Annotated in this window: 22 protein-coding genes; 14 read left to right on the forward strand and 8 right to left on the reverse strand. The window is 63.2% G+C overall.

The window, feature by feature from the left end; genetic code table 11:
* The first annotated feature begins 20 nt into the window (after window positions 1-20).
* The 3 genes from AC6H34_RS13510 (at window position 21) to AC6H34_RS13520 (ending at window position 2721) form a co-directional block, all read left to right on the forward strand.
* Complete coding sequence (locus AC6H34_RS13510) at window positions 21-899, forward strand: transglutaminase family protein (protein WP_448149468.1); 879 nt, start codon at window positions 21-23, stop codon at window positions 897-899.
* A gap of 3 nt (window positions 900-902) precedes the next feature.
* Window positions 903-1430: a molybdopterin adenylyltransferase gene (gene mog, locus AC6H34_RS13515; RefSeq protein WP_448149467.1), complete on the forward strand. Its 528-nt coding sequence runs from the start codon at window positions 903-905 to the stop codon at window positions 1428-1430.
* A gap of 307 nt (window positions 1431-1737) precedes the next feature.
* A complete protein-coding gene (locus AC6H34_RS13520) occupies window positions 1738-2721 on the forward strand; it encodes a GlxA family transcriptional regulator (protein WP_448149466.1) in 984 nt (327 codons plus the stop codon).
* A gap of 40 nt (window positions 2722-2761) precedes the next feature.
* Here AC6H34_RS13520 and hrcA read toward each other — a convergent pair whose 3' ends face one another.
* Entirely contained in the window at window positions 2762-3850 is a 1089-nt protein-coding gene (gene hrcA, locus AC6H34_RS13525; RefSeq protein WP_448149465.1) for a heat-inducible transcriptional repressor HrcA, read from the reverse strand.
* 162 nt (window positions 3851-4012) lie between these two features.
* Here hrcA and AC6H34_RS13530 point away from each other — a divergent pair, with 162 nt between their 5' ends.
* Window positions 4013-4591, forward strand: a complete 579-nt coding sequence (locus AC6H34_RS13530) for a DUF924 family protein (RefSeq protein WP_497539121.1) — start codon at window positions 4013-4015, stop codon at window positions 4589-4591.
* 74 nt (window positions 4592-4665) lie between these two features.
* Here the strand turns inward: AC6H34_RS13530 and AC6H34_RS13535 are convergent, their stop codons facing one another.
* Window positions 4666-5979, reverse strand: a complete 1314-nt coding sequence (locus AC6H34_RS13535; protein WP_497539122.1) for a cobyrinic acid a,c-diamide synthase CobB — start codon at window positions 5977-5979, stop codon at window positions 4666-4668.
* Window positions 5980-6193: 214 nt separating this feature from the next.
* On the opposite strand from AC6H34_RS13535, the gene AC6H34_RS13540 reads away from it, so the two are divergent.
* On the forward strand, window positions 6194-6559 hold the full coding sequence (locus AC6H34_RS13540) for an SPW repeat protein (protein WP_497539123.1): 366 nt from the start codon (window positions 6194-6196) through the stop codon (window positions 6557-6559).
* 40 nt (window positions 6560-6599) lie between these two features.
* Here the strand turns inward: AC6H34_RS13540 and AC6H34_RS13545 are convergent, their stop codons facing one another.
* On the reverse strand, window positions 6600-7778 hold the full coding sequence (locus AC6H34_RS13545) for a hypothetical protein (protein WP_497539124.1): 1179 nt from the start codon (window positions 7776-7778) through the stop codon (window positions 6600-6602).
* A gap of 218 nt (window positions 7779-7996) precedes the next feature.
* Here AC6H34_RS13545 and AC6H34_RS13550 point away from each other — a divergent pair, with 218 nt between their 5' ends.
* Window positions 7997-8425 (forward strand): Hsp20 family protein, encoded by a 429-nt coding sequence (locus AC6H34_RS13550; protein ID WP_448149460.1) that lies wholly within the window; start codon window positions 7997-7999, stop codon window positions 8423-8425.
* A 46-nt stretch (window positions 8426-8471) separates the two neighbouring features.
* On the forward strand, window positions 8472-8729 hold the full coding sequence (locus AC6H34_RS13555) for a BQ00720 family protein (RefSeq protein ID WP_448149459.1): 258 nt from the start codon (window positions 8472-8474) through the stop codon (window positions 8727-8729).
* A gap of 117 nt (window positions 8730-8846) precedes the next feature.
* On the opposite strand, the gene AC6H34_RS13560 is transcribed toward AC6H34_RS13555, so the two are convergent.
* The 4 genes from AC6H34_RS13560 to AC6H34_RS13575 form a co-directional block, all read right to left on the reverse strand.
* On the reverse strand, window positions 8847-9740 hold the full coding sequence (locus tag AC6H34_RS13560) for a DUF937 domain-containing protein (RefSeq protein WP_497539125.1): 894 nt from the start codon (window positions 9738-9740) through the stop codon (window positions 8847-8849).
* Window positions 9741-10030: 290 nt separating this feature from the next.
* Window positions 10031-10714: a DUF2459 domain-containing protein gene (locus tag AC6H34_RS13565; protein ID WP_497539126.1), complete on the reverse strand. Its 684-nt coding sequence runs from the start codon at window positions 10712-10714 to the stop codon at window positions 10031-10033.
* A gap of 73 nt (window positions 10715-10787) precedes the next feature.
* Window positions 10788-10976, reverse strand: coding sequence for a hypothetical protein (locus tag AC6H34_RS13570; protein ID WP_448149456.1), 189 nt, complete (start codon window positions 10974-10976; stop codon window positions 10788-10790).
* 475 nt (window positions 10977-11451) lie between these two features.
* Window positions 11452-11979 carry a DUF6428 family protein gene (locus tag AC6H34_RS13575; RefSeq protein WP_497539127.1) on the reverse strand — a complete coding sequence of 176 codons (528 nt, stop codon included), beginning with the start codon at window positions 11977-11979 and terminating at the stop codon, window positions 11452-11454.
* Window positions 11980-12026: 47 nt separating this feature from the next.
* Here AC6H34_RS13575 and AC6H34_RS13580 point away from each other — a divergent pair, with 47 nt between their 5' ends.
* From AC6H34_RS13580 to arsH, 6 genes are read left to right on the forward strand one after another with little or no spacing between them, the layout of a single operon-like run.
* A complete protein-coding gene (locus AC6H34_RS13580; protein ID WP_497539128.1) occupies window positions 12027-12389 on the forward strand; it encodes an ArsR/SmtB family transcription factor in 363 nt (120 codons plus the stop codon).
* The gene (locus tag AC6H34_RS13585; protein WP_497539129.1) at window positions 12382-12726 is read left to right on the forward strand and encodes an arsenate reductase/protein-tyrosine-phosphatase family protein; all 345 of its coding nucleotides are present in this window, start codon (window positions 12382-12384) and stop codon (window positions 12724-12726) included. The genes AC6H34_RS13580 and AC6H34_RS13585 overlap by 8 nt, the downstream gene beginning before the upstream one ends.
* A complete protein-coding gene (gene arsN2, locus AC6H34_RS13590; protein ID WP_497539130.1) occupies window positions 12726-13172 on the forward strand; it encodes an arsenic resistance N-acetyltransferase ArsN2 in 447 nt (148 codons plus the stop codon). The genes AC6H34_RS13585 and arsN2 overlap by 1 nt, the downstream gene beginning before the upstream one ends.
* A complete protein-coding gene (locus AC6H34_RS13595; RefSeq protein WP_497539131.1) occupies window positions 13169-13864 on the forward strand; it encodes an aquaporin in 696 nt (231 codons plus the stop codon). The genes arsN2 and AC6H34_RS13595 overlap by 4 nt, the downstream gene beginning before the upstream one ends.
* On the forward strand, window positions 13861-14283 hold the full coding sequence (arsC, locus tag AC6H34_RS13600) for an arsenate reductase (glutaredoxin) (protein WP_497539132.1): 423 nt from the start codon (window positions 13861-13863) through the stop codon (window positions 14281-14283). Before AC6H34_RS13595 ends, arsC begins: the two co-directional genes overlap by 4 nt.
* A complete protein-coding gene (gene arsH, locus AC6H34_RS13605) occupies window positions 14276-14986 on the forward strand; it encodes an arsenical resistance protein ArsH (protein ID WP_448149449.1) in 711 nt (236 codons plus the stop codon). Before arsC ends, arsH begins: the two co-directional genes overlap by 8 nt.
* Before the next feature lie 438 nt (window positions 14987-15424).
* Here arsH and AC6H34_RS13610 read toward each other — a convergent pair whose 3' ends face one another.
* The gene (locus tag AC6H34_RS13610; protein ID WP_497539133.1) at window positions 15425-16573 is read right to left on the reverse strand and encodes a YaaC family protein; all 1149 of its coding nucleotides are present in this window, start codon (window positions 16571-16573) and stop codon (window positions 15425-15427) included.
* A 546-nt stretch (window positions 16574-17119) separates the two neighbouring features.
* On the opposite strand from AC6H34_RS13610, the gene AC6H34_RS13615 reads away from it, so the two are divergent.
* Entirely contained in the window at window positions 17120-17497 is a 378-nt protein-coding gene (locus AC6H34_RS13615; protein ID WP_497539134.1) for a nuclear transport factor 2 family protein, read from the forward strand.
* Window positions 17498-17598 lie beyond the last annotated feature (101 nt).

Consider the following 17598-nt stretch of genomic DNA (forward strand, 5'->3'; position numbering starts at 1 on the left):
CCCGCCCCCAGGATCACCCCTTGCTCTACGTCATCCGTCACACCACGACCTACATCTATCGTACCGAGGTCTCGGCGGCGCGGTGCACGCTGCATCTGCAGCCGGTGACCGAAGGCAACCAGCGCGTCTTCTCGTCCACGCTGACGATCACGCCCAAGCCGCTCGAAAACGTCGAGACGGTGGATTTTTTCGGCAACCGCACCTCGCATGTCCGCTTTGCGGGGGCGGCGTTGCGCCATCGTTTCGAATCGCGGGTCCGCATCGACGTGAAGCCGGCGGAGCCGCCGCACGCCTTGCTCACGCCGTCCTGGCAGGACGTGCGCGAGGAAGCTCTGCTGGTGCCCGATCTCGGCGGGAGAGCTCCGGCACACTATCTCTTCGCTTCTCGCTTCGTACCGCTGCTGGCGCAGGCCAGCGGGTATGCGCGGACCTCCTTCGAGCCGGGGCGGCCGGTGCTCGACGGCGCCATCGACATGATGAAGCGTATTCACGCCGATTTCGTCTATGACCCGCTCGCGACCGACATCTCGACGCCGCTCGACGTCGTTGCGCGCGAGCGCCATGGCGTCTGCCAGGATTTCGCTCATTGGATGGTGGCGGGGCTGCGCTCGATCGGCATTCCCGCCGCCTATGTCTCCGGCTATTTGCGCACCCATCCACCGCCGGGCCGGGAGCGGCTGGTGGGAGCCGATGCGACCCATGCCTGGGTATCGGTCTGGTGTGGGAGCGGCCTGGGCTGGGTGGATCTCGATCCCACGAACGCCGTTCTGGCGGGCGAGGATCATGTACGCGTGGCGATGGGCCGCGACTATGCCGATGTCGCTCCGGTCGATGGGGTTGTGGTCGCCTCGGCGGGGCATACATTGCGCGTATCCGTCGACGTCGCGCCAGTGGGGTGAGCCATGACAGCGAAGATCGGTATTCTGACCGTCTCCGACCGTGCGAGCGCGGGTATATACGAGGACAAGAGCGGTCCGGCGATTTCCGCCTTCATGGCGGAGGTGCTGACCTCGCCATGGGAGGCGGTGGTGCGAGTGATCGCCGATGAGCAGGCGCTCATCGAGAGGACGCTGGTCGAGCTGGCGGACCAGGAAGGCTGCTGCCTGATCTGCACGACCGGCGGCACCGGCCCGGCGCGGCGCGACGTCACGCCCGAGGCCACGGAGGCCGTCTGCACCAAGATGATGCCGGGCTTCGGCGAGCTGATGCGCCAGGAGAGCCTCAAATATGTGCCGACGGCCATCCTGTCGCGACAGACCGCCGGCATTCGCGGCGGTGCGCTGATCGTCAACCTGCCCGGCAAGCCCGCCTCGATCCGCCAATGCCTGATGGCGGTCTTCCCGGCCATTCCCTACTGCATCGACCTGATCGAGGGGCCGCGGCTGGAGACCGACCCGGCGATATGCAAGGCCTTCCGGCCGGGAGGATAGGCGCTGGCCCGGAGTGGCGATCTCCGACCGCCACCCTTGGAGACGAGGCGTTTTACGGGAAAGGAAGATGGCAGCCGGAGACTGCCGCTCCGTGCTTGGCGCGCTCTCCCTTGAAGCCTGCGCTTCAGATTTCCTGCGCCTCTTGGAAACGTTGCGCTCGGAAGCTAGGTAAGGGGCGCTAGAGCAAAACGCGTTTAGGCAGAAACGCCGCTTTTCTCCAGCTCTTTGTTTTTCGACGCGTCTTTGCGTTTTGCCGATTCCGCCAGAACACAGAACGCTCTAAACGTCCGCGTAGCCGGGGATTTCCATGTTCAAGCCGCATCCGGGTCCGGGCCCCGAGCCGATCGGTTTCCTGCTGGTGCCGCAATTCTCCATGATGGCCTTCTCGGCTGCCGTAGAGCCGCTGCGCGTCGCCAACCGGCTTGCCGGGCGGCAATTGTTCGACTGGCGCGCCTGGTCGATGGACGGGCAGCCCGTGAAGGCCTCCAACGGGTGGCCCATCCCGGTAGAGGGGGCACTCCCGGCGCTGTCCGACATTCCCACCCTGATCGTCTGCTCCAGTTTCGAGCCGGAGCAGCACATGAGCAAGGCGATGCTGGCGGCCCTGCGCCGCCTCGCCCGCCGCGGGACGGAGATCGGCGCGCTCGATACGGGTGCGACCATTCTCGCCGCCGCCGGGCTGCTCAGCGGCGGACGCGTCACCATGCATTGGGAGGCGGCGCCCGGCTTCGCCGAGGCCTATCCGGACATCGAGATCAGCGAGGCGCTGTTCGAGGTCTGCGGCAAGCACTTTACCTGCGCGGGCGGCACGGCGGCGCTCGACCTCATGCTCGACATGATCGCACGCAAGCATGGCCAGGCTCTGGCGGTGGCGGTGTCCGAGCAGTTCATCCATGACCGGCTGCGAGACAGGCACGACCGCCAGCGCATGAGCCTGCCCAAGCGGCTCGGCGTCGGCAACGGCAAGCTGATCCGCGTGGTGGCTGCCATGGAGGCCAATCTGGAGACGCCGCTCGATGCGAAGAGGCTGGCGGCACTCTCGGGGGTTTCGGCGAGGCAGCTCGAACGGCTCTTCAGGTCGCAGCTCAGGGACTCGCCGGCAAACTACTATCTGCGCCTTCGCCTGGAGCGGGCGCGGCAGCTCCTGCGCCAGACCGACATGAGCGTGATGGAAGTGGCGATGGCCTGCGGCTATTCCTCCGCTTCCTGCCTTTCGCGATCCTACCGGGCTCATTTTGCGGTGACGCCCAGGGAGGATCGCTGGGAGCGTGGACATCCTGTCGGCCCCTGAAACAAACCGGGCCGAGGCAGAGCGGACAGGATGCCCGCGGCTACCCGTTCAGCAGTTTTCCCACCACCTTCGCCGTGTAGTCCACCATCGGCACCACGCGCGCATAGTTGAGCCTGGTCGGGCCGATCACGCCGAGCACGCCCACGATCTTCTGGCTGGCGTCGCGGAAGGGGGCCGCGATCATCGAGGAGCCGGAAAGCGAGAAGAGCTTGTTCTCCGAGCCGATGAAGATGCGCACGCCGTCGCCGGCCTCGGCGCGGCCCAGGAGGTCGATCAGATCCTTCTTCGCCTCGATGTCGGCGAAGAGCAGGCGAATGCGCTCCAGATCCTCGGCGGCATGCAGGTCTTCGAGGAGATTTGCCTGGCCACGCACGATCAACTGCTGCGGCATGTCGGCGGCCCCGCCGCCCCAGCTCGCCAGCCCCGCAGCGATCAGCTTGGCGGTGAGGTCGTCGAGTTCGGCGCGCCCGGCGTCGAGCGCCGTGCTCATCTCGCGGCGCAGGTCTTCCAGTGTCCTCCCCCGCGAGCGGGCGTTCAGATAGTTGGAGGCTTCCACGAGCGCCGAGGTCGGCAGGCCGATCGGCACGGCGATCACGCGGTTCTCCACGGCGCCGTCCTCGGACACTAGGATCACCAGCGCCTGCGTCGGCTCCAGGCGGACGAATTCGATATGTTTGAGGCGCTGGTCGCGCTTGGCGGTGACGACGACCCCGGCGCCGCGCGACAGGCCGGACAGCATGCTGGATGCATCCGTGAGCACGCTTTCCAGCGTTCGCGAAGGTGCGCCGGCGCGAATCTGCGCATCGATCTGGGCGCGGTCCTGCGCGGCGAGGTCGCCGAACTCCAGCATGGCGTCGACGAAGAATCGCAGCCCGAGTTCGGTCGGCAGGCGCCCGGCGCTGGTGTGCGGCGCCTGGATCAGGCCGAGCATCTCCAGGTCCTGCATGACGTTGCGCACGGAGGCGGGAGACAGGGACGTCGGCAGCAGACGGGAAATGTTGCGTGAACCGACAGGCTCGCCGGTTGTAAGGTAGGAATCGACGATCTGGCGGAAGATCTCGCGCGAGCGATCGTTGAGCTGGGCGAGTTCGGTACTGGCAGTCGAAGGCGTCACGGCGGACAAGGTCATATCTCCCTGCGGCTAATGTGACTGGCAAAGACCGATTGTTCAATGCCTTCGTGGGCGGACACCGTGGTATGCCCCAAGCGATCCGCCCCCGGGAGGCCGGAGGGGCGCCTCTCTCAACGTCCTTTGCGGGGAGATGGCTTTTCCGCCTCCATGGAGAACGGCATGATCATGGGCTTCCTCTTCCGTGGACGACGCGCCAAGGCGCCGGCCGAGGCCAAAGCGGTCGTGGATTTCTGGCGGGACGCGGGGCCGAAGCGCTGGTTCGAGAAGGATCCGGCCTTCGACCAGTCCTTCCGCGAGCGGTTCATCGGCTGGCACGAGGCCGCGGCGGCTGGAAGGCTCGCGGCATGGGCGGATTCGCCGGTCGGCGCGCTTGCCCTGATCCTCCTGCTCGACCAGTTCCCGCGCAACTGCTTTCGCGGCGAGCCCCGCATGTATGCGACAGACTTGCCGGCTCGCGCCTCGGCCGCCGCGGCGATCGACGCGGGGCAGGACCGGAAGGTCGGCAAGGATCTCAGGCTCTTCTTCTACTTGCCCTTCGCGCACTCGGAGGATCTGGCAGACCAGGAGCGATCGGTTACCCTGAATCGAGCGTTGGGATCGGACAACGCCGAACATGCCGAGGGCCATCGCGACATCATCCGCCGCTTTGGCCGATTTCCGCATCGCAACGCCATCCTGGGGCGCGGCACCACGCCGGAGGAGCGGCGCTTCCTGGAGGAAGGAGGCTTTGCGGGTTGAGGCCGGCGGTGGATCGCGGGCCCCTGACGACGAATGCGTCCAGGCGGTGTCGTTACGGTCCGGAAGGAAACCACCTAAACTCTGTCGATGACGTGGAAGAAGGATCCGGTCACCCTGCCGCGCCGCCCGCCGAGGGAACCCAGCGAGCTGCCGTTGGCATCGCTCACCTCGAAGAGCGGCACGTCGCCGTTGCGGACGGTGGTGGAATAGTGGAACTCATGTCCGCGCACGCTGCCGCCACGCGGGCCGAGCACGCAATCCTCCTTCAGCTCCGCCAACCGATAGCCGAGGTTCATCTTTCGCTTTGCGAAGCTGGTTTCGAGGTCGAGCAGGCCGGTCATGCGATGAGCCGTGCCCTCGGCATCCGTCAGCACGTTGCCGAGCACCATGTAGCCGCCGCACTCGCCATGGACCGGCCGCGTCTCGGCAAAAAGGCGCAGCGAGCGCCGGAACTTCGTGTTGGTGGCGAGTCGGGCGCCGTGCAGTTCCGGGTACCCCCCGGGCAGCCAGGCGACGTCGGCATCCTCGGATGGGCCTTCGTCGGCCAGGGGCGAGAAGGGCAGGATCTCCGCGCCCTGGCGCCGCCAGCCGGCAACAAGGTGGGGATAGATGAACGAGAAGGCGGCGTCCCGGGCCAGGGCGATGCGCTGGCCCGGAGGCTTCAGGCCGGTATCGTCCGCCTCGGCGGGCACCACCGTCGCGTTCGCCAGGGAGAGGATGGCCCCGATGTCGCAGTGGGACTCGACGAAATCGGCGAGGGCGTCGAGCCGCTTGTCGAGTTCGGCCGTCTCCTCCGCCTGGACCAGGCCGAGATGGCGTTCGGGCAGGACGAGGTCGGCCTGCCGGGGCAGGGCGCCGACGATCGGCAGGCCGGCCTCCTCGATGCCCTTTCGGGCCAGCGCTTCGTGGCGGGAGCTCGCCACCTTGTTGAGCACCACGCCGGCAATGCGCACGTCGGGGCGGAAACCGGCGAATCCCCTGGCGACCGCCCCGGCCGACTGGGACTGGCCCGAAATGTCGAGAACCAGCAGCACCGGCCAGTTCTGTCGTGCGGCGATGCCGGAAGAAGAGCCGTCTCCGCTGGCCCCGGGGGAGGCGACTCCGTCGAACAGGCCCATCAGCGCTTCGCCGATGAACAGGTCGGCCCCGTGGCTCGCCTGCGCGACCAGGGTGTCGAGGAGCGCCGGACGCATGGCCCAACTGTCCAGATTGTAGCTGATGCGGCCGGCAGCCGCGGCATGGAAGCCGGGATCGATATAGTCCGGCCCGCATTTCATCGGCTGGACGGCGATGTCGCGGCGGGCGAGCGCCCTCAGGAGCCCGAGGACGAGTGTGGTTTTTCCGGAGCCCGAACGGGGGGCGGCGATGATGAGGCCGGGAGGAATCATGGCCTCGTTCCTGCCTCGCCTGTGGCGGCGGTGGCAAGCGGAAACTCAGCCGCGGCGCTGGTTGGGCCGGGCACGAATGGACGTCCCCTTCACAATTCGGCGAACGGCCTTTCCGAGCTGGAAATTTATATCGTACTACGATATAAATTTCCAGCAGATGGCAGCGCTGGCCCCCGACCTGAGGAGCGCCGCTGGGACTGCGAAGGAGTATGCGATGTTTCCCCTTATTTTTCGCGGCAAGAGGTTCCAGGACCTCATCCTGCTGCTGCTGGCGTTCGTGCTATTCATGTCGCCATGGCTGCTGGGCTTTGCCCATCTTGAAACCGCCAAGTGGAATGCCGGCGTGGTCGCCGTGCTCCTGGCCTATGTCGCCTCCGCCTCCCTGTCCGAAACCAGGCAGTGGGAGGAATGGGTCACGCTGGTCCTGGGAGCGTGGCTGATCGCAGCGCCCTGGGTACTTCGCTTCATCGCCGACGTCCCGGCCACCCGCATGCACTGGGGCGTTGGTGCCCTCACGGTCGTCATCTCGTTGTGGGCCGAGTGGACCTATCGCCACCCGCCCGGGCTGTCGGTACGATAGGAGCGGTCGAGGGGAAAGCTTCGGGGCGCCTTTCGCGGGATCATTGCCGCATCAGGTCCGGCCCCTTGCAGGCCGGATCCGCCTTGCTTCCAAAGCCGAGCACTGTGAACCCGTTGGCCTCCTGCCGCAGCAAGGCGTAGCGGCGGAGGTCCGCGCCGGAGTCACCCAGGCCGATCTCCACCTGATACTGCCTGGCCCTGTCCTTGCAGGCGCGTACCGGGCCGTAGCTGGACGACGGCTTGTCCTTCATCAGGCTGGCCCGCGCCTGCATGATCCGGGATGCTGCCGCCGGATCGCTCCAGGCGCGGGCCAGGGGCTCTTCCACCTGCAGCCACTCGTCGACGAAATCGCGCCCATTGCGGGCGGCGGGTTGGATGCGCTTCACCGTGCCGCCTTCGGTTCGATAGCGGAAGATGCCCTGCCGGGTCAGCAGATCGGTATCGAGCATGCCGACCTCGGCCCGCAGTTCGAAGCCGCCGGGCCGTGCCGCCAGGGAGACGTCCTCGTCGGACTTGTAGCCATGGTCGAGGTGGTAAAGCACCTTCTGCGGCATCTCCGCTTGCGCCGGCTGCAGGAGATCGAGGCCCAGCCGGCTCCAGGTCGAGGTGCACCACGGCGTGCCATGGACGACCGCCACCTGGCCGCCTGTGAGCGACAGCACTTCGAAGGGGGCACCGAAAGCGCCTGAGATGCTGTCGTAGTCCTCGCTCTGCCAGCGCAGCACTCGTGTCCACCTGTCGTTCTCGACCCTGTAGCCCAGCAGCATGTTGTCGTCGCCGCAGGGGATGGCGAAGCCGAGCTGCACCAGCAGCAGGCCGGGATGGGCCGCATTGCTGCCCGCGCCGATGCGCAACTCCTGTCCGAAGCCCGGGGCGATGCCGCTTTCCGGGAGGGGTTTCGAAGCCGGCGTCGCCGACAGGGCGGTGGCGAGATCGCTCTCCAGCTCGGCTGCCTGGGCATCGGGGGAGGCACAGGTCATGCGCTGCTCCACGCCTTCGACCAAGGCCTGCTTGAAGGCCTGCAGCGCCTTGCGTTCGTCCACGCCGACATCCGTGTCCATGTCGTCGCGCTTCGCGCCGGCCTGCTGCAGCGCGCTTGCCGCTGCCGTTACCGAGAGCAGCGGTGCGGCGGTTGGGGAGCAGGCGGGGCCGGCCCAGGCCGGTGAGAAGTCTCCATGGACGATGACGACGGCTGCAGCCAGCCACCCGGCGATACGCATTCGAGTCTCCTCTTCCGGACCGTATGGCGGTCCCGTGATCCATCGCGCATCATCGCATCGGAGAATGAAGGGGCGTGTGCGACTATTAACAGCAAGCAATCCGGCCGCCTCTTGAAAGCCGCGTGCACTTGCCCATATTGAGTTTGTTCCGGAATGCCGGGACAGGGGATGCCGTCAGGGTCCTCACCCGCAAAGTCGCTTCCTGCGAGGGCTTTGATATGTCACGCGTACCTACTCTGAACTCGCCCTTCCTGCTCGGCTTCGACGAAATCGAACGAGCCTTGGACAGGGTTGCCAAAGCCGCCAACGACGGCTATCCGCCCTATAACATCGAACGTGTCGGCTCTTGCGACCGCCCTCCCGAGAGGTTGCGCATCACGCTCGCCGTCGCCGGCTTCAGCCGCGAGGAGCTCGATGTATCGGTCGAGGAGAACCAGCTCGTCATCCGGGGGCGACAGGTCGACGACAAGTCGCGGGTCTATCTTCACCGCGGCATTGCCGCCCGCCAGTTCCAGCGCACCTTCCTTCTGGCCGATGGCATGGAAGTGATGGGCGCAGACCTGAAGAACGGGCTGCTATCGGTCGATCTCATTCGCCCGGAACCCGAGCGGGTCGCCAAGCGCATCGACATTGCGGTGCGGGACTGACGATCTCACGTCCCCTTTCATCCAATTCAACGTTCAGGAGGGTCCCATGATCCGGAACGACAAGACTGCTGTGCCTACCCCTGAAATGCTGGCCGCGCTGGGCGCGGGCCATGTCGCCTATGTCAAGCCGATCATGTCGGAGGACGCCATGAAGCTCTATCCGCAGCTCGGCGAGATCCGCCCCGGACTGAAGCTCTTCACGCTCAACGCCGCCGACGGTACGCCGATCATGATCTCGGATTCGGCCGAGGGCGCGGTCGCGAATGCCTGGGAGCAGGAACTGGTCCCGGTGTCGCTGCACTGAAAAAGAAGAGCCGCCGAAGCAATGCCGGCGGCTCGTCCAACGAGTAGTTGCCTCGCTTGCCGGCGGGGCGGGGGGCGGCGGGCTTCGATAGCCCTGCCGCCCTTTTTCGTGTCTGCCTCATCCCACCATGCGGGGCGAAACGGTCATCTCGATCTGGCCGGAAGTGGCGGGAGCCGCCGGCGCGGCTTCCTGGCGCTTGTGCCAGACATACCAGGCGATGCCGGCCACGATGACGAGGGCGATGATGATGTAGAGCCAGTTCATGCCGCCACCGGACTGGGCGGGTGGAGGGAACACGGGCGTCGGTTTCGGCTGCGGCGCGGGACCGGGCGTCGGCCTGGGGTCGAGCGTCGAGGCGGCGGAACCGAGGGTCGAGGCGGCGGACCCGAGAGTGGACGTGGCGGCGCCCGCGGCGGAGCCCAGCGTCGAGGTCGTCGTCTTGAAGGCGCCCGTCACCGAACTTTCGAAACCCTGCAGGAAGCCGCTGTCGTTGAGCGCTGCGGCGAGGCTCGCGGGGAGAGCCGAGGCAATGGCCTTCTTCTCTCCCTCGAAGAGATTGGCGACTGCCGCACCGTCCTGCCAGTTCTCGGGAGGCTGGTTGCTGATGGCGCCGACCACGGCGGGACCGACGAGACCGAGAACCGCGTTTGCCGCCTGCTGCGGGGCACCTGTGGCCTGGCCGACAACGGAAGCGAGCTGGCCGAGGCCTTCGGGGCCGAGCAGCGAACCGAGCACGCCGGTGCCGCCCGCGAGGGCGCTGGCGTTGCCGCTGTTCACGCCCGCGATCAGGTTGTCGAGCATGTTCGGGTCCTGATTTGAGATCAGGTCCGAGATCGACTTGGCTCCCTCGGGATCGGAGGCTTCGCTGGCGAAGGCGCCCAGAACGGCCGGGATCGCCGCACCGACCAGTTTCTGGGCGAGGGCGGGATCGATGCCGACCGCCGTCGCAACCCGATTGATGAGATCAGGCGTAATCAGTTGGGAGACGAGGCTGGGAAGGTTGATGGCCATGTCGTTCCTCGTATGTGGCTGGAGGCGCACCATAGTCCTCGCCATCGATTTTGGCAAAGATAAGACCGCCCGAGGATTGAGAAAAAAGGCACGAGGAGCATATTGCATTGCAATATGACAGCCAGATTTATTTTTTGTTTCAAAGCTGCGGAATGTTTGCCTCTAGGGAATACAAAAATGAAACCACCCTTCGCAGCTAGGATGGAGTGGCTCCAATATTGGCGATCTCGCCCGTCCTTGTTCCCCGATGCTGCGGAGGTTGTCGAAGCTCTCGAACGCCGGTTTCGGTTTCAGGGAATTTCCAGCGCGGACAGCGGCCATGTCACGGAGAAGCTGAACGGGGCGAACAGGGCGTGCGGCAAGCCCGCCGCGGCGAGGCCCTCGGCCGCCCACTGGTTGCATGTGCGCAGCGGGCTGTAGCGGCCCTTGGCGAGATAATACGCCTCCAGTCCCGCTCCGCCGGGTCTCCATTGCGGCCTGTCGGCGGCGTCGAGCCGAAGCGTCGCCTCGATATGCGCGATCAGCGCCCGACGTCCGGCCCGGTCGACCCGAAGCGTCAGGCAATCCGGCCTGTCCTTCGGTGGATTGACCGCCACGATGCGCAGCGCCGTTTCGTGCTGGCCCGCCAGCGCGGAGATTGCGGTGGAGACCTTCAAGTCTCCCCAACTCGGTGTTTCCCGAAAGAATGTCAGATCCCCCCATCCAAAGGCGAGATAGGCTTGCGGCGGCAGGCTGGGCGTCGCCACTTCCGGGAACAGTCTTCCCCAGTCCACCAGGGGATCGCTGCCCGGCATCACGATGTCGGCATGGGCGAGAGAAGCACACAGATAGAGGGGAGGCTCGCCCTCCGCCGACTGCCCGCGGCCTCGAGCCGGAAGCAGGGCAAAGGCGAAGGCGACGAGGATGAAGAAGGCGGCAAGGCCAGGCAGGGCGACGACGAGATATCCAATCCGGCGGGCGATGCGCTTGACCATTGCCGAGGGATATCGGCTGGCCGAACCACCTTCAAGCAGCCGTGACGGGGAATTTGGGTTTCCCCGCTCGTGATCAGCCGCGGTTCGTCAGGTTGCGAATGACCTTGGCCGGCCAGGCCATCGCGTCGGGAAGGGCCTGCGCGACGCTGGAGGCGAACTCGGCGGCCGTGCCGCTGTTCCATTGCGCCTGCACGACGGGCGCCAGTTCCACGCCGACGCCGACGAGATAGACCACGACCAGCAACGAGATCAATCCACGCATGCCGCCTCTCCGAAGCTACCCGCCCAAGTCCGCTCTTGACGAACGCCGTACCGCCGTCGCGGTTCCCTCCTGCGATCATAGCCGGCTCCGCCGATGCCTGCCAGCGGATGTCTCATGTGGCCTGCCGGGCTGGTTTCAAGGTCATTTGCCTTTTCGCCACGATGCCTTAGCGTTCGAGGGAGCATATTCGGCGGAGATGATTGGCCATGCGGGTTTTGCTTATGCTGTTGCTGGTGTGTGGCCTCGTCGCCGGATGCGCCAGTCCCAAGGGAGTGACGGTAAGTCCCGGTGGTGCCGGAGCCATGACCTTCGGGTTCTGAACTCGACGGTGTTGCAGCGGGCCTTTCTGGAAACTCGTGCCTGGAAGAGGATTGAAGGAATCCAGTATTTTATCTTCAAAAATCAATAGCTTAGTGCTTTTTGGCGGTGTTTTTTGTAGCAGTTTTGTATCAAGCGCAAGGGGCGGCGCCGCACGCTAAGCGCAACACGCCGTCCTATCAGAGCCCGGCGCGCAGCACTTGGTCGTTGCAGCCGGAATGGCGGCCCGGTGGCGCGGCTTACAGGTGGCGGCTCTCGCGGCAAGCCGCAACTCTACACGGTCCGAGCCGATGTCCAGTGTGTTGACGTCGAACACTTGCATGGGGACTTCCGGTGTTCCGATTTCAAAGGTGAGGCGTGCAGTGCTGTCGAGAGCAATCCGTCGCTGCACCTGTTCGAGGATGCCTGCGAATTTGCCGGCCGACATGTAGTCCCGCGTTCCGTCTGGCCCCAAGTCTTCCACCTGGAGGATGGTCTCCTGCCAAGCATCGGGGTTGCCGCCGCAGTCTAGGGTGACGAACGAGCCCGCTTTTACCTCTGTCACGTGATAGCCGGGCCGTATCGTTCTCCCTGCGTAGTGAAGCACCAAGGCCTTGGTGAAATGGGATTGGAGGGCGATTAGCACCGCGCCCAGCGAGGCGTCGCCACGAAATTCGATGGAATGGGGACTGGCGGGAGCATTCATCTTCGTGTATCCAACATCTCAATAACTATTGAGATGTTGAGACATTAATGAACGAAAAGCAAGCGCTCGATGCCTTTGCGGCGCTCTCGCAGGAGACACGCCTCCGCATCGTCAAACAGTTGGTTGTGGCTGGGCCTGAGGGAATGTCGGCGGGTTCAATCGGTGAAGCGATGGACGGAGCGTCGTCCTCGCGCATGTCCTTCCACCTCAGCCACCTTGAGGCGGCCGGCCTCGTTGCGTCTCGGCGCGAAGGCCGTTCCATCGTCTACACCGCCGCCTACCCCGCTCTTTCTGCCTTGGTGGAATTCCTGATGCGCGACTGCTGCCAAGGTCATCCGGAAGTCTGCAATCCGGCGGTCGCATCTCTGTCCGACTGCTGCAAACCGACGAAGAAAGCCATCCATGGCTGACCCGGCTGCACCCGTACGCATCTACAACGTGCTGTTCCTCTGCACAGGCAACAGTGCTCGATCCATCCTGGCCGAGAGTGTTCTGCGCAAGGAGGGCGCTGGCCGCTTCAATGCGTTCTCAGCCGGCAGCCAGCCAAAGGGGCAGGTCAATCCCTTCGCCGTGCTCGCACTTGGGAAGAGACGAGCTTTCGTCACCGCACTGCTCTACCTGAAAAATCGCATCACGCTCTTTCTAAGTCCTCCCATCGCGACCCTCGATCAGTCTGTGTTGGGTCCACGCTTGCGGGAGATTGGACAGATTGGGGGTACGACGGTTCGCCGGGGCCTGGTTGTCTGATGACCGGACTGATCAGCACCCCTTTGACCGATGGCGATATCGTCGAACTGGCGGCGGCACTCTCTCATGCCGGACTGCCTGCCGATGACATCGCCGAGGCGGGGCGAACTTTTTTCCGCTTCGATGAAAGGACCGGCCGCGTCATCGGATTTGGGGGCTTCGAGGCTCACGGCACCGATGTCCTTCTGCGCTCCATCGTCGTGCTTCCCGGTATGCAAGGGTACGGGCGGGGACGAGAAATCGTCCGGAAGCTGCTGGACGATGCTCGCGCAGCCGGGGCATTTCGCGCGTACCTCTTAACCACCGCAGCGCAAGCTTTCTTCGCCTCGCAGGGGTTCGCCGTGGTGACGCGTGACGACGTTCCTGCGTCAATCCTCCAGACAAAGCAAGCGGCAGGCCTTTGCCCGGCCAGCGCGACGATAATGTGGAAGGCGCTGAAGCAATGAAGGCCGACCTATCTCGACGACTGGTGGCTGAATTCCTTGGCAGCGCGTTCCTGGTCGCCACGGTCGTGGGCTCGGGGATAATGGCTGAGTCGCTGGCGCGTGACGCCGCAATTGCCTTACTCGCGAACACCCTGGCGACTGGGGCCGTCCTTGTGGTGCTGATCAAAATCTTCGGCCCGTTCTCCGGTGCACATTTCAATCCGGCGGTCTCCCTTGTCTTCGCTCTCCGGGGCGAAATCGGTGCACGTGATGCAGGGCTCTATGTGCTCGCGCAGATCCTCGGTGGCATCATCGGGACATGGGCCACGCATCTCATGTTCGCATTGCCGTTGCTCGAAACCTCGCTGAAGGTACGTACGGGCGGTGGGCAGTGGTTTTCAGAAGCAGTGGCGACGTTCGGGCTGGTGACCACGATATTGGCTGGCCTTCGCTTTGAGCGGCAGTCCGTCCCCTGGCTGGTGGGGCTCTACATCACCGCCGCGTATTGGTTCACGGCCTCCACGTCATTCGCAAATCCCGCTGTCGCCATAGCGCGCTCGCTCACCAACACCTTTGCGGGTATCCGACCGCTCGACGTGCCGGGTTTCATCCTGGCCGAATTGATCGGCGCGGCCCTCGCCCTGGTGCTGATGGGCTGGCTCGTGCGCGCGCCGGTTACCGCTCAACGTCCGATCCAAGAGAGCCAATCATGACCATTACGATCTACCACAATCCCGATTGCGGAACCTCTCGCAACACGCTGGCGATGATCCGCCAGAGCGGCGAAGAGCCGATTGTTATCGAGTACTTGAGGAACCCACCGAGCCGGGAGCGGCTGCAAGGTCTCATCGCTGCCATGGGCATTCCTGTGCGGGCCGTGCTCAGGGAGAAGGGCACGCCCTATGCGGAGCTTGGGCTATCCGACTCCAAATGGACGGATGCGCAACTCGTCGACCAGATGCTGTTGCATCCCATTCTGATCAATCGTCCGATTGTCGAGACGCCCAAAGGCACCAAGCTGTGCCGTCCGTCGGAAGCCGTCCTAGATATCTTGCCGAATCCTGACATCGGTCCCTTTGTGAAGGAGGATGGCGAGGTGGTGATCGACAGCGAGGGACATCGTGTTGCCTGACCTGCCCAGTGTTGTTCCATCGGCCTTTGAAGTCCCCGACTTTTCCGCTTTGCAAAGCCCTTCGCCAAGCCATCCACCGCGCATCTTGATGCTCTACGGCTCTTTGCGTCAGCGTTCCTACAGCCGCCTTCTGACCCGTGAGGCCGCCTGTCTTCTGGAAGCATTCGGAGCCGAAATCCGCATATTCGATCCCGAAGGGCTGCCCCTGCCGGATGCCGCGCCCGCTGACCATCCGAAGGTCCAAGAGCTAAGAGATCTGTCTGCGTGGTCCGAGGGGCAGGTCTGGTGCAGTCCCGAGCGTCACGGCGCAATGACGGGCATCATGAAGGCGCAGATCGATTGGATACCGCTTTCCATCGGGGCGGTCCGTCCGACCCAAGGCAAGACCCTTGCCGTCATGCAAGTATCGGGCGGTTCGCAGTCATTCAATGCGGTCAACCAGATGCGGGTGCTCGGCCGATGGATGCGGATGCTCACCATCCCCAACCAATCGTCGGTCGCCAAGGCATATGAGGAGTTCACGCCGGAAGGCAGGATGAAGCCATCCTCGTACTATGACCGGGTGGTGGATGTGATGGAGGAACTGGTCAAGTTCACGCTGTTGACTCGTGGCATCTCGCCCTACCTCACCAATCGATATAGCGAACGTAAGGAGGCGCACGCGGCCTTGGAGGCGCGGTTGAAATTGGCCGAAGTGCGATGAAGCGAGCGGCGCACTGGCCTGTTGTTACCGTCTTGGGAACCACCCAGATTTTCGCGTGGGATTCTTCCTGCCATCTGCTGGCCGCCTTGGCAAAGCCGTGGCTTCGGCTGAAGGCACCGCAGCCCGGAGCTGAGGCGACGGCGAACAGCCACCTCGATCGGAGGTGTTCGCCGCATCGACGTCTCGGCAGGAATTGGTGTGGCGATGTGCTCGATCGTGGCGGTTTGGGTGCGGTTCGGAGCAGGCAATCAGTCGCTCTCCCCGACCGACCGGCACCCCAAAAGCAAAAGGCCCGACGGGCTGTCAGCCGCGTCGAGCCTTTTGGAAACTGGTGCCCAGAAGAGGATTGCGCCTATAAAGCCGATGAGTATTGAAATGTATGGGGAATTTCAAGAGGCAGGGTAACTTTGTATGCCGGTGGTGTTACACAGGTCGCCCTCACTCAGTGACGTAATAAGTCCCTGAAAATTCACTCAGCGTCAGCAGCGCCATTCTGTCTTCGCTTACACGACAAAGCTCTTGAACGCCGAGGGCAAGCCCCGACGATCGCTCCACCTCGGACATCCATTTATCCGGGTAATATCTTGCATAGTTGCCCGCGATAAATAAGGCCACGTATATAAGACCAAACTCATTCGAAATTTTCGGGTCCGCAAAAAACAATGTCTCGTCTTCACCGTTTGTTACGCCGCCTGGGAAAGTGTAGGTAGCAATATTGCCGAGTTCGTCGGGACGAAAAGTTAGGCGACACCCGCTCGAAAATTCATGAATATTTATTTTTGACACGTCAGAAGGGGCGCATGTTATCTGAGAATAAACCTGTTCCAGAATTTCTGTGAGTTCGGGATGAAATATTACCGTCAGGAGATTGAATCTTTCTATGTGATTTCGGATGAGCGATAGGGTTGTTCTCGCCGAACGATGCGTCAAGCCATAAGACTGCACGAAGTCACGCATTCTCGGAAGGCTTAGCATGCAATCTAGCAATGAAGCGCCTTCTTCAGGAAACAGTGGGCGGCGCTTCTTGTCGGGCGCAAAGATGGCACCAACATCGTTAGTGTCCCCGTTAGTCGTCTTTTCCACAATGCGCCCACCCAAGGGACTTTCGCTCGCGGTGCGGTGCCAAAGCTCAAATGTCCCGTGCCTTTTGTTCCCGTGCTTTGCGGGTACCGCAAAGAGCTCCGATGCCCCTTCGATCGGCCTGTTAGGGGCGACGCCTCGCGGGTCCCTCACGCCAAAAAGCAAGCCATGGTGTCGATGCTGCTCCCGTGCTCTATCTAGGCTACTTTCACCCGATTGTTTCAGGAGGATCTCAGCTAATGCTAAGCTCATTGCACTATAATAGAGTAACAGGGGCTTCGTAGAAATCGACACTGCTTCGGCGGCTATGCGATAATCGGATGCTTGCTGAAGGCAAAATCGGATCTGTGTCGCCTGCTTCTTGATATTGGGATTATTTCCTAGTTGTCCATGTCTAACGGCCAGGAGATCAGAAACATACGCGACATTGCGATACCTTTGTAGGCCGGACCAGCCAACGTGCCGCTCGTCGCCAGATTTGATTTTCCTGAAACTGACCTGTGACATCTAGTCTAACATAAGCTGGATTGGGCTAGCATGCGGTTTGACAGCTTGATTATTTCTATATTTGTTACCACGCAAGGGGCCGTGGGGAGGCGCATGTGTCGCCGTCGATGCGCTGACTTTGGAACTCACCTTCGGCGTTACGTACGACGGCTGGGGAACAGTTGCTCAAACCAACTGAACTTCTTGAGCGTAATCTGCTTGCGAGTGGCTGCACCGGATTGTCTGCAAATCGGCGGGGCGGCCATGTCTGCAGTCCACCCAATGCGGCCGTTGTCGTCGGGTACCAAGTGTCAGGTTTTCACCACTAGCCCAACTCATCCGGGGCAAGCGGGTCTTCATTGAGCGGGACCCAAAGGGCAAGAGGGACATCTATGGGCGGACTTTGGCGTCTCTGAGGATCGGCAGCCCGGGCGGACTCAATGCCGGCATGCAGTTGGTCCGCGAGGATCTTGCGGTTCCTTACAAGGCCGGCTCCGAGGCTCACATGGAGAAGCGGCTGCATTGGTGCGGGCCGGATGCCCTGCGGAACTGAGAGGTCGTAGCGCCATGACAGAAGAGACCGTCGCCCTTCTCGAAAGCCTAGAGAGGCAACTCTTGGATGCGAGCGTGCGGGGAGATCCCGTAGCCGTGGATCGCATGCTCTCCGATGATTTCATGGAGTTCGGCAGTTCGGGCAACATTTACGACAAGGCTATGGTCATTGTGAGCCTGTCAGCAGAACGAGAGGGTCCTGCCATTGGACGAACAATCGAGGATCTATCCGTAAGGCTGTTGAGCGAAGGGGCTGCACTTCTAACCTATGTTGCCGTGAGACATCTTGCGGGCGACGCTAGCCGGCGCAAAACCCTCCGCAGTTCAATCTGGCGGCTATCGCCCGAGGGGATTTGGCGGATGACATTCCACCAAGGTACGATATCAGCCTAGCCTCCCAAACTATCCCAGGGTCGCCCATTCAAGGCCCCATCCTCACAGGCAGAGCTTTGAGTTTCCCCCCGTGCCCCACCTAGACATCTTAGCGCGGGCCG

This window comes from Labrys sp. ALF-8 (assembly GCF_059699065.1).

Coding starts and splice junctions, on each gene's coding strand:
- mog (WP_448149467.1), top strand. CDS start 903: ATGACAGCGAAGATCGGTATTCTGACCGTCTCCGACCGTGCGAGCGCG.
- AC6H34_RS13520 (WP_448149466.1), top strand. CDS start 1,738: ATGTTCAAGCCGCATCCGGGTCCGGGCCCCGAGCCGATCGGTTTCCTG.
- hrcA (WP_448149465.1), bottom strand. CDS start 3,850: ATGACCTTGTCCGCCGTGACGCCTTCGACTGCCAGTACCGAACTCGCC.
- AC6H34_RS13530 (WP_497539121.1), top strand. CDS start 4,013: ATGATCATGGGCTTCCTCTTCCGTGGACGACGCGCCAAGGCGCCGGCC.
- AC6H34_RS13535 (WP_497539122.1), bottom strand. CDS start 5,979: ATGATTCCTCCCGGCCTCATCATCGCCGCCCCCCGTTCGGGCTCCGGA.
- AC6H34_RS13540 (WP_497539123.1), top strand. CDS start 6,194: ATGTTTCCCCTTATTTTTCGCGGCAAGAGGTTCCAGGACCTCATCCTG.
- AC6H34_RS13545 (WP_497539124.1), bottom strand. CDS start 7,778: ATGCGTATCGCCGGGTGGCTGGCTGCAGCCGTCGTCATCGTCCATGGA.
- AC6H34_RS13550 (WP_448149460.1), top strand. CDS start 7,997: ATGTCACGCGTACCTACTCTGAACTCGCCCTTCCTGCTCGGCTTCGAC.
- AC6H34_RS13555 (WP_448149459.1), top strand. CDS start 8,472: ATGATCCGGAACGACAAGACTGCTGTGCCTACCCCTGAAATGCTGGCC.
- AC6H34_RS13560 (WP_497539125.1), bottom strand. CDS start 9,740: ATGGCCATCAACCTTCCCAGCCTCGTCTCCCAACTGATTACGCCTGAT.
- AC6H34_RS13565 (WP_497539126.1), bottom strand. CDS start 10,714: ATGGTCAAGCGCATCGCCCGCCGGATTGGATATCTCGTCGTCGCCCTG.
- AC6H34_RS13570 (WP_448149456.1), bottom strand. CDS start 10,976: ATGCGTGGATTGATCTCGTTGCTGGTCGTGGTCTATCTCGTCGGCGTC.
- AC6H34_RS13575 (WP_497539127.1), bottom strand. CDS start 11,979: ATGAATGCTCCCGCCAGTCCCCATTCCATCGAATTTCGTGGCGACGCC.
- AC6H34_RS13580 (WP_497539128.1), top strand. CDS start 12,027: ATGAACGAAAAGCAAGCGCTCGATGCCTTTGCGGCGCTCTCGCAGGAG.
- AC6H34_RS13585 (WP_497539129.1), top strand. CDS start 12,382: ATGGCTGACCCGGCTGCACCCGTACGCATCTACAACGTGCTGTTCCTC.
- arsN2 (WP_497539130.1), top strand. CDS start 12,726: ATGACCGGACTGATCAGCACCCCTTTGACCGATGGCGATATCGTCGAA.
- AC6H34_RS13595 (WP_497539131.1), top strand. CDS start 13,169: ATGAAGGCCGACCTATCTCGACGACTGGTGGCTGAATTCCTTGGCAGC.
- arsC (WP_497539132.1), top strand. CDS start 13,861: ATGACCATTACGATCTACCACAATCCCGATTGCGGAACCTCTCGCAAC.
- AC6H34_RS13610 (WP_497539133.1), bottom strand. CDS start 16,573: ATGTCACAGGTCAGTTTCAGGAAAATCAAATCTGGCGACGAGCGGCAC.
- AC6H34_RS13615 (WP_497539134.1), top strand. CDS start 17,120: ATGACAGAAGAGACCGTCGCCCTTCTCGAAAGCCTAGAGAGGCAACTC.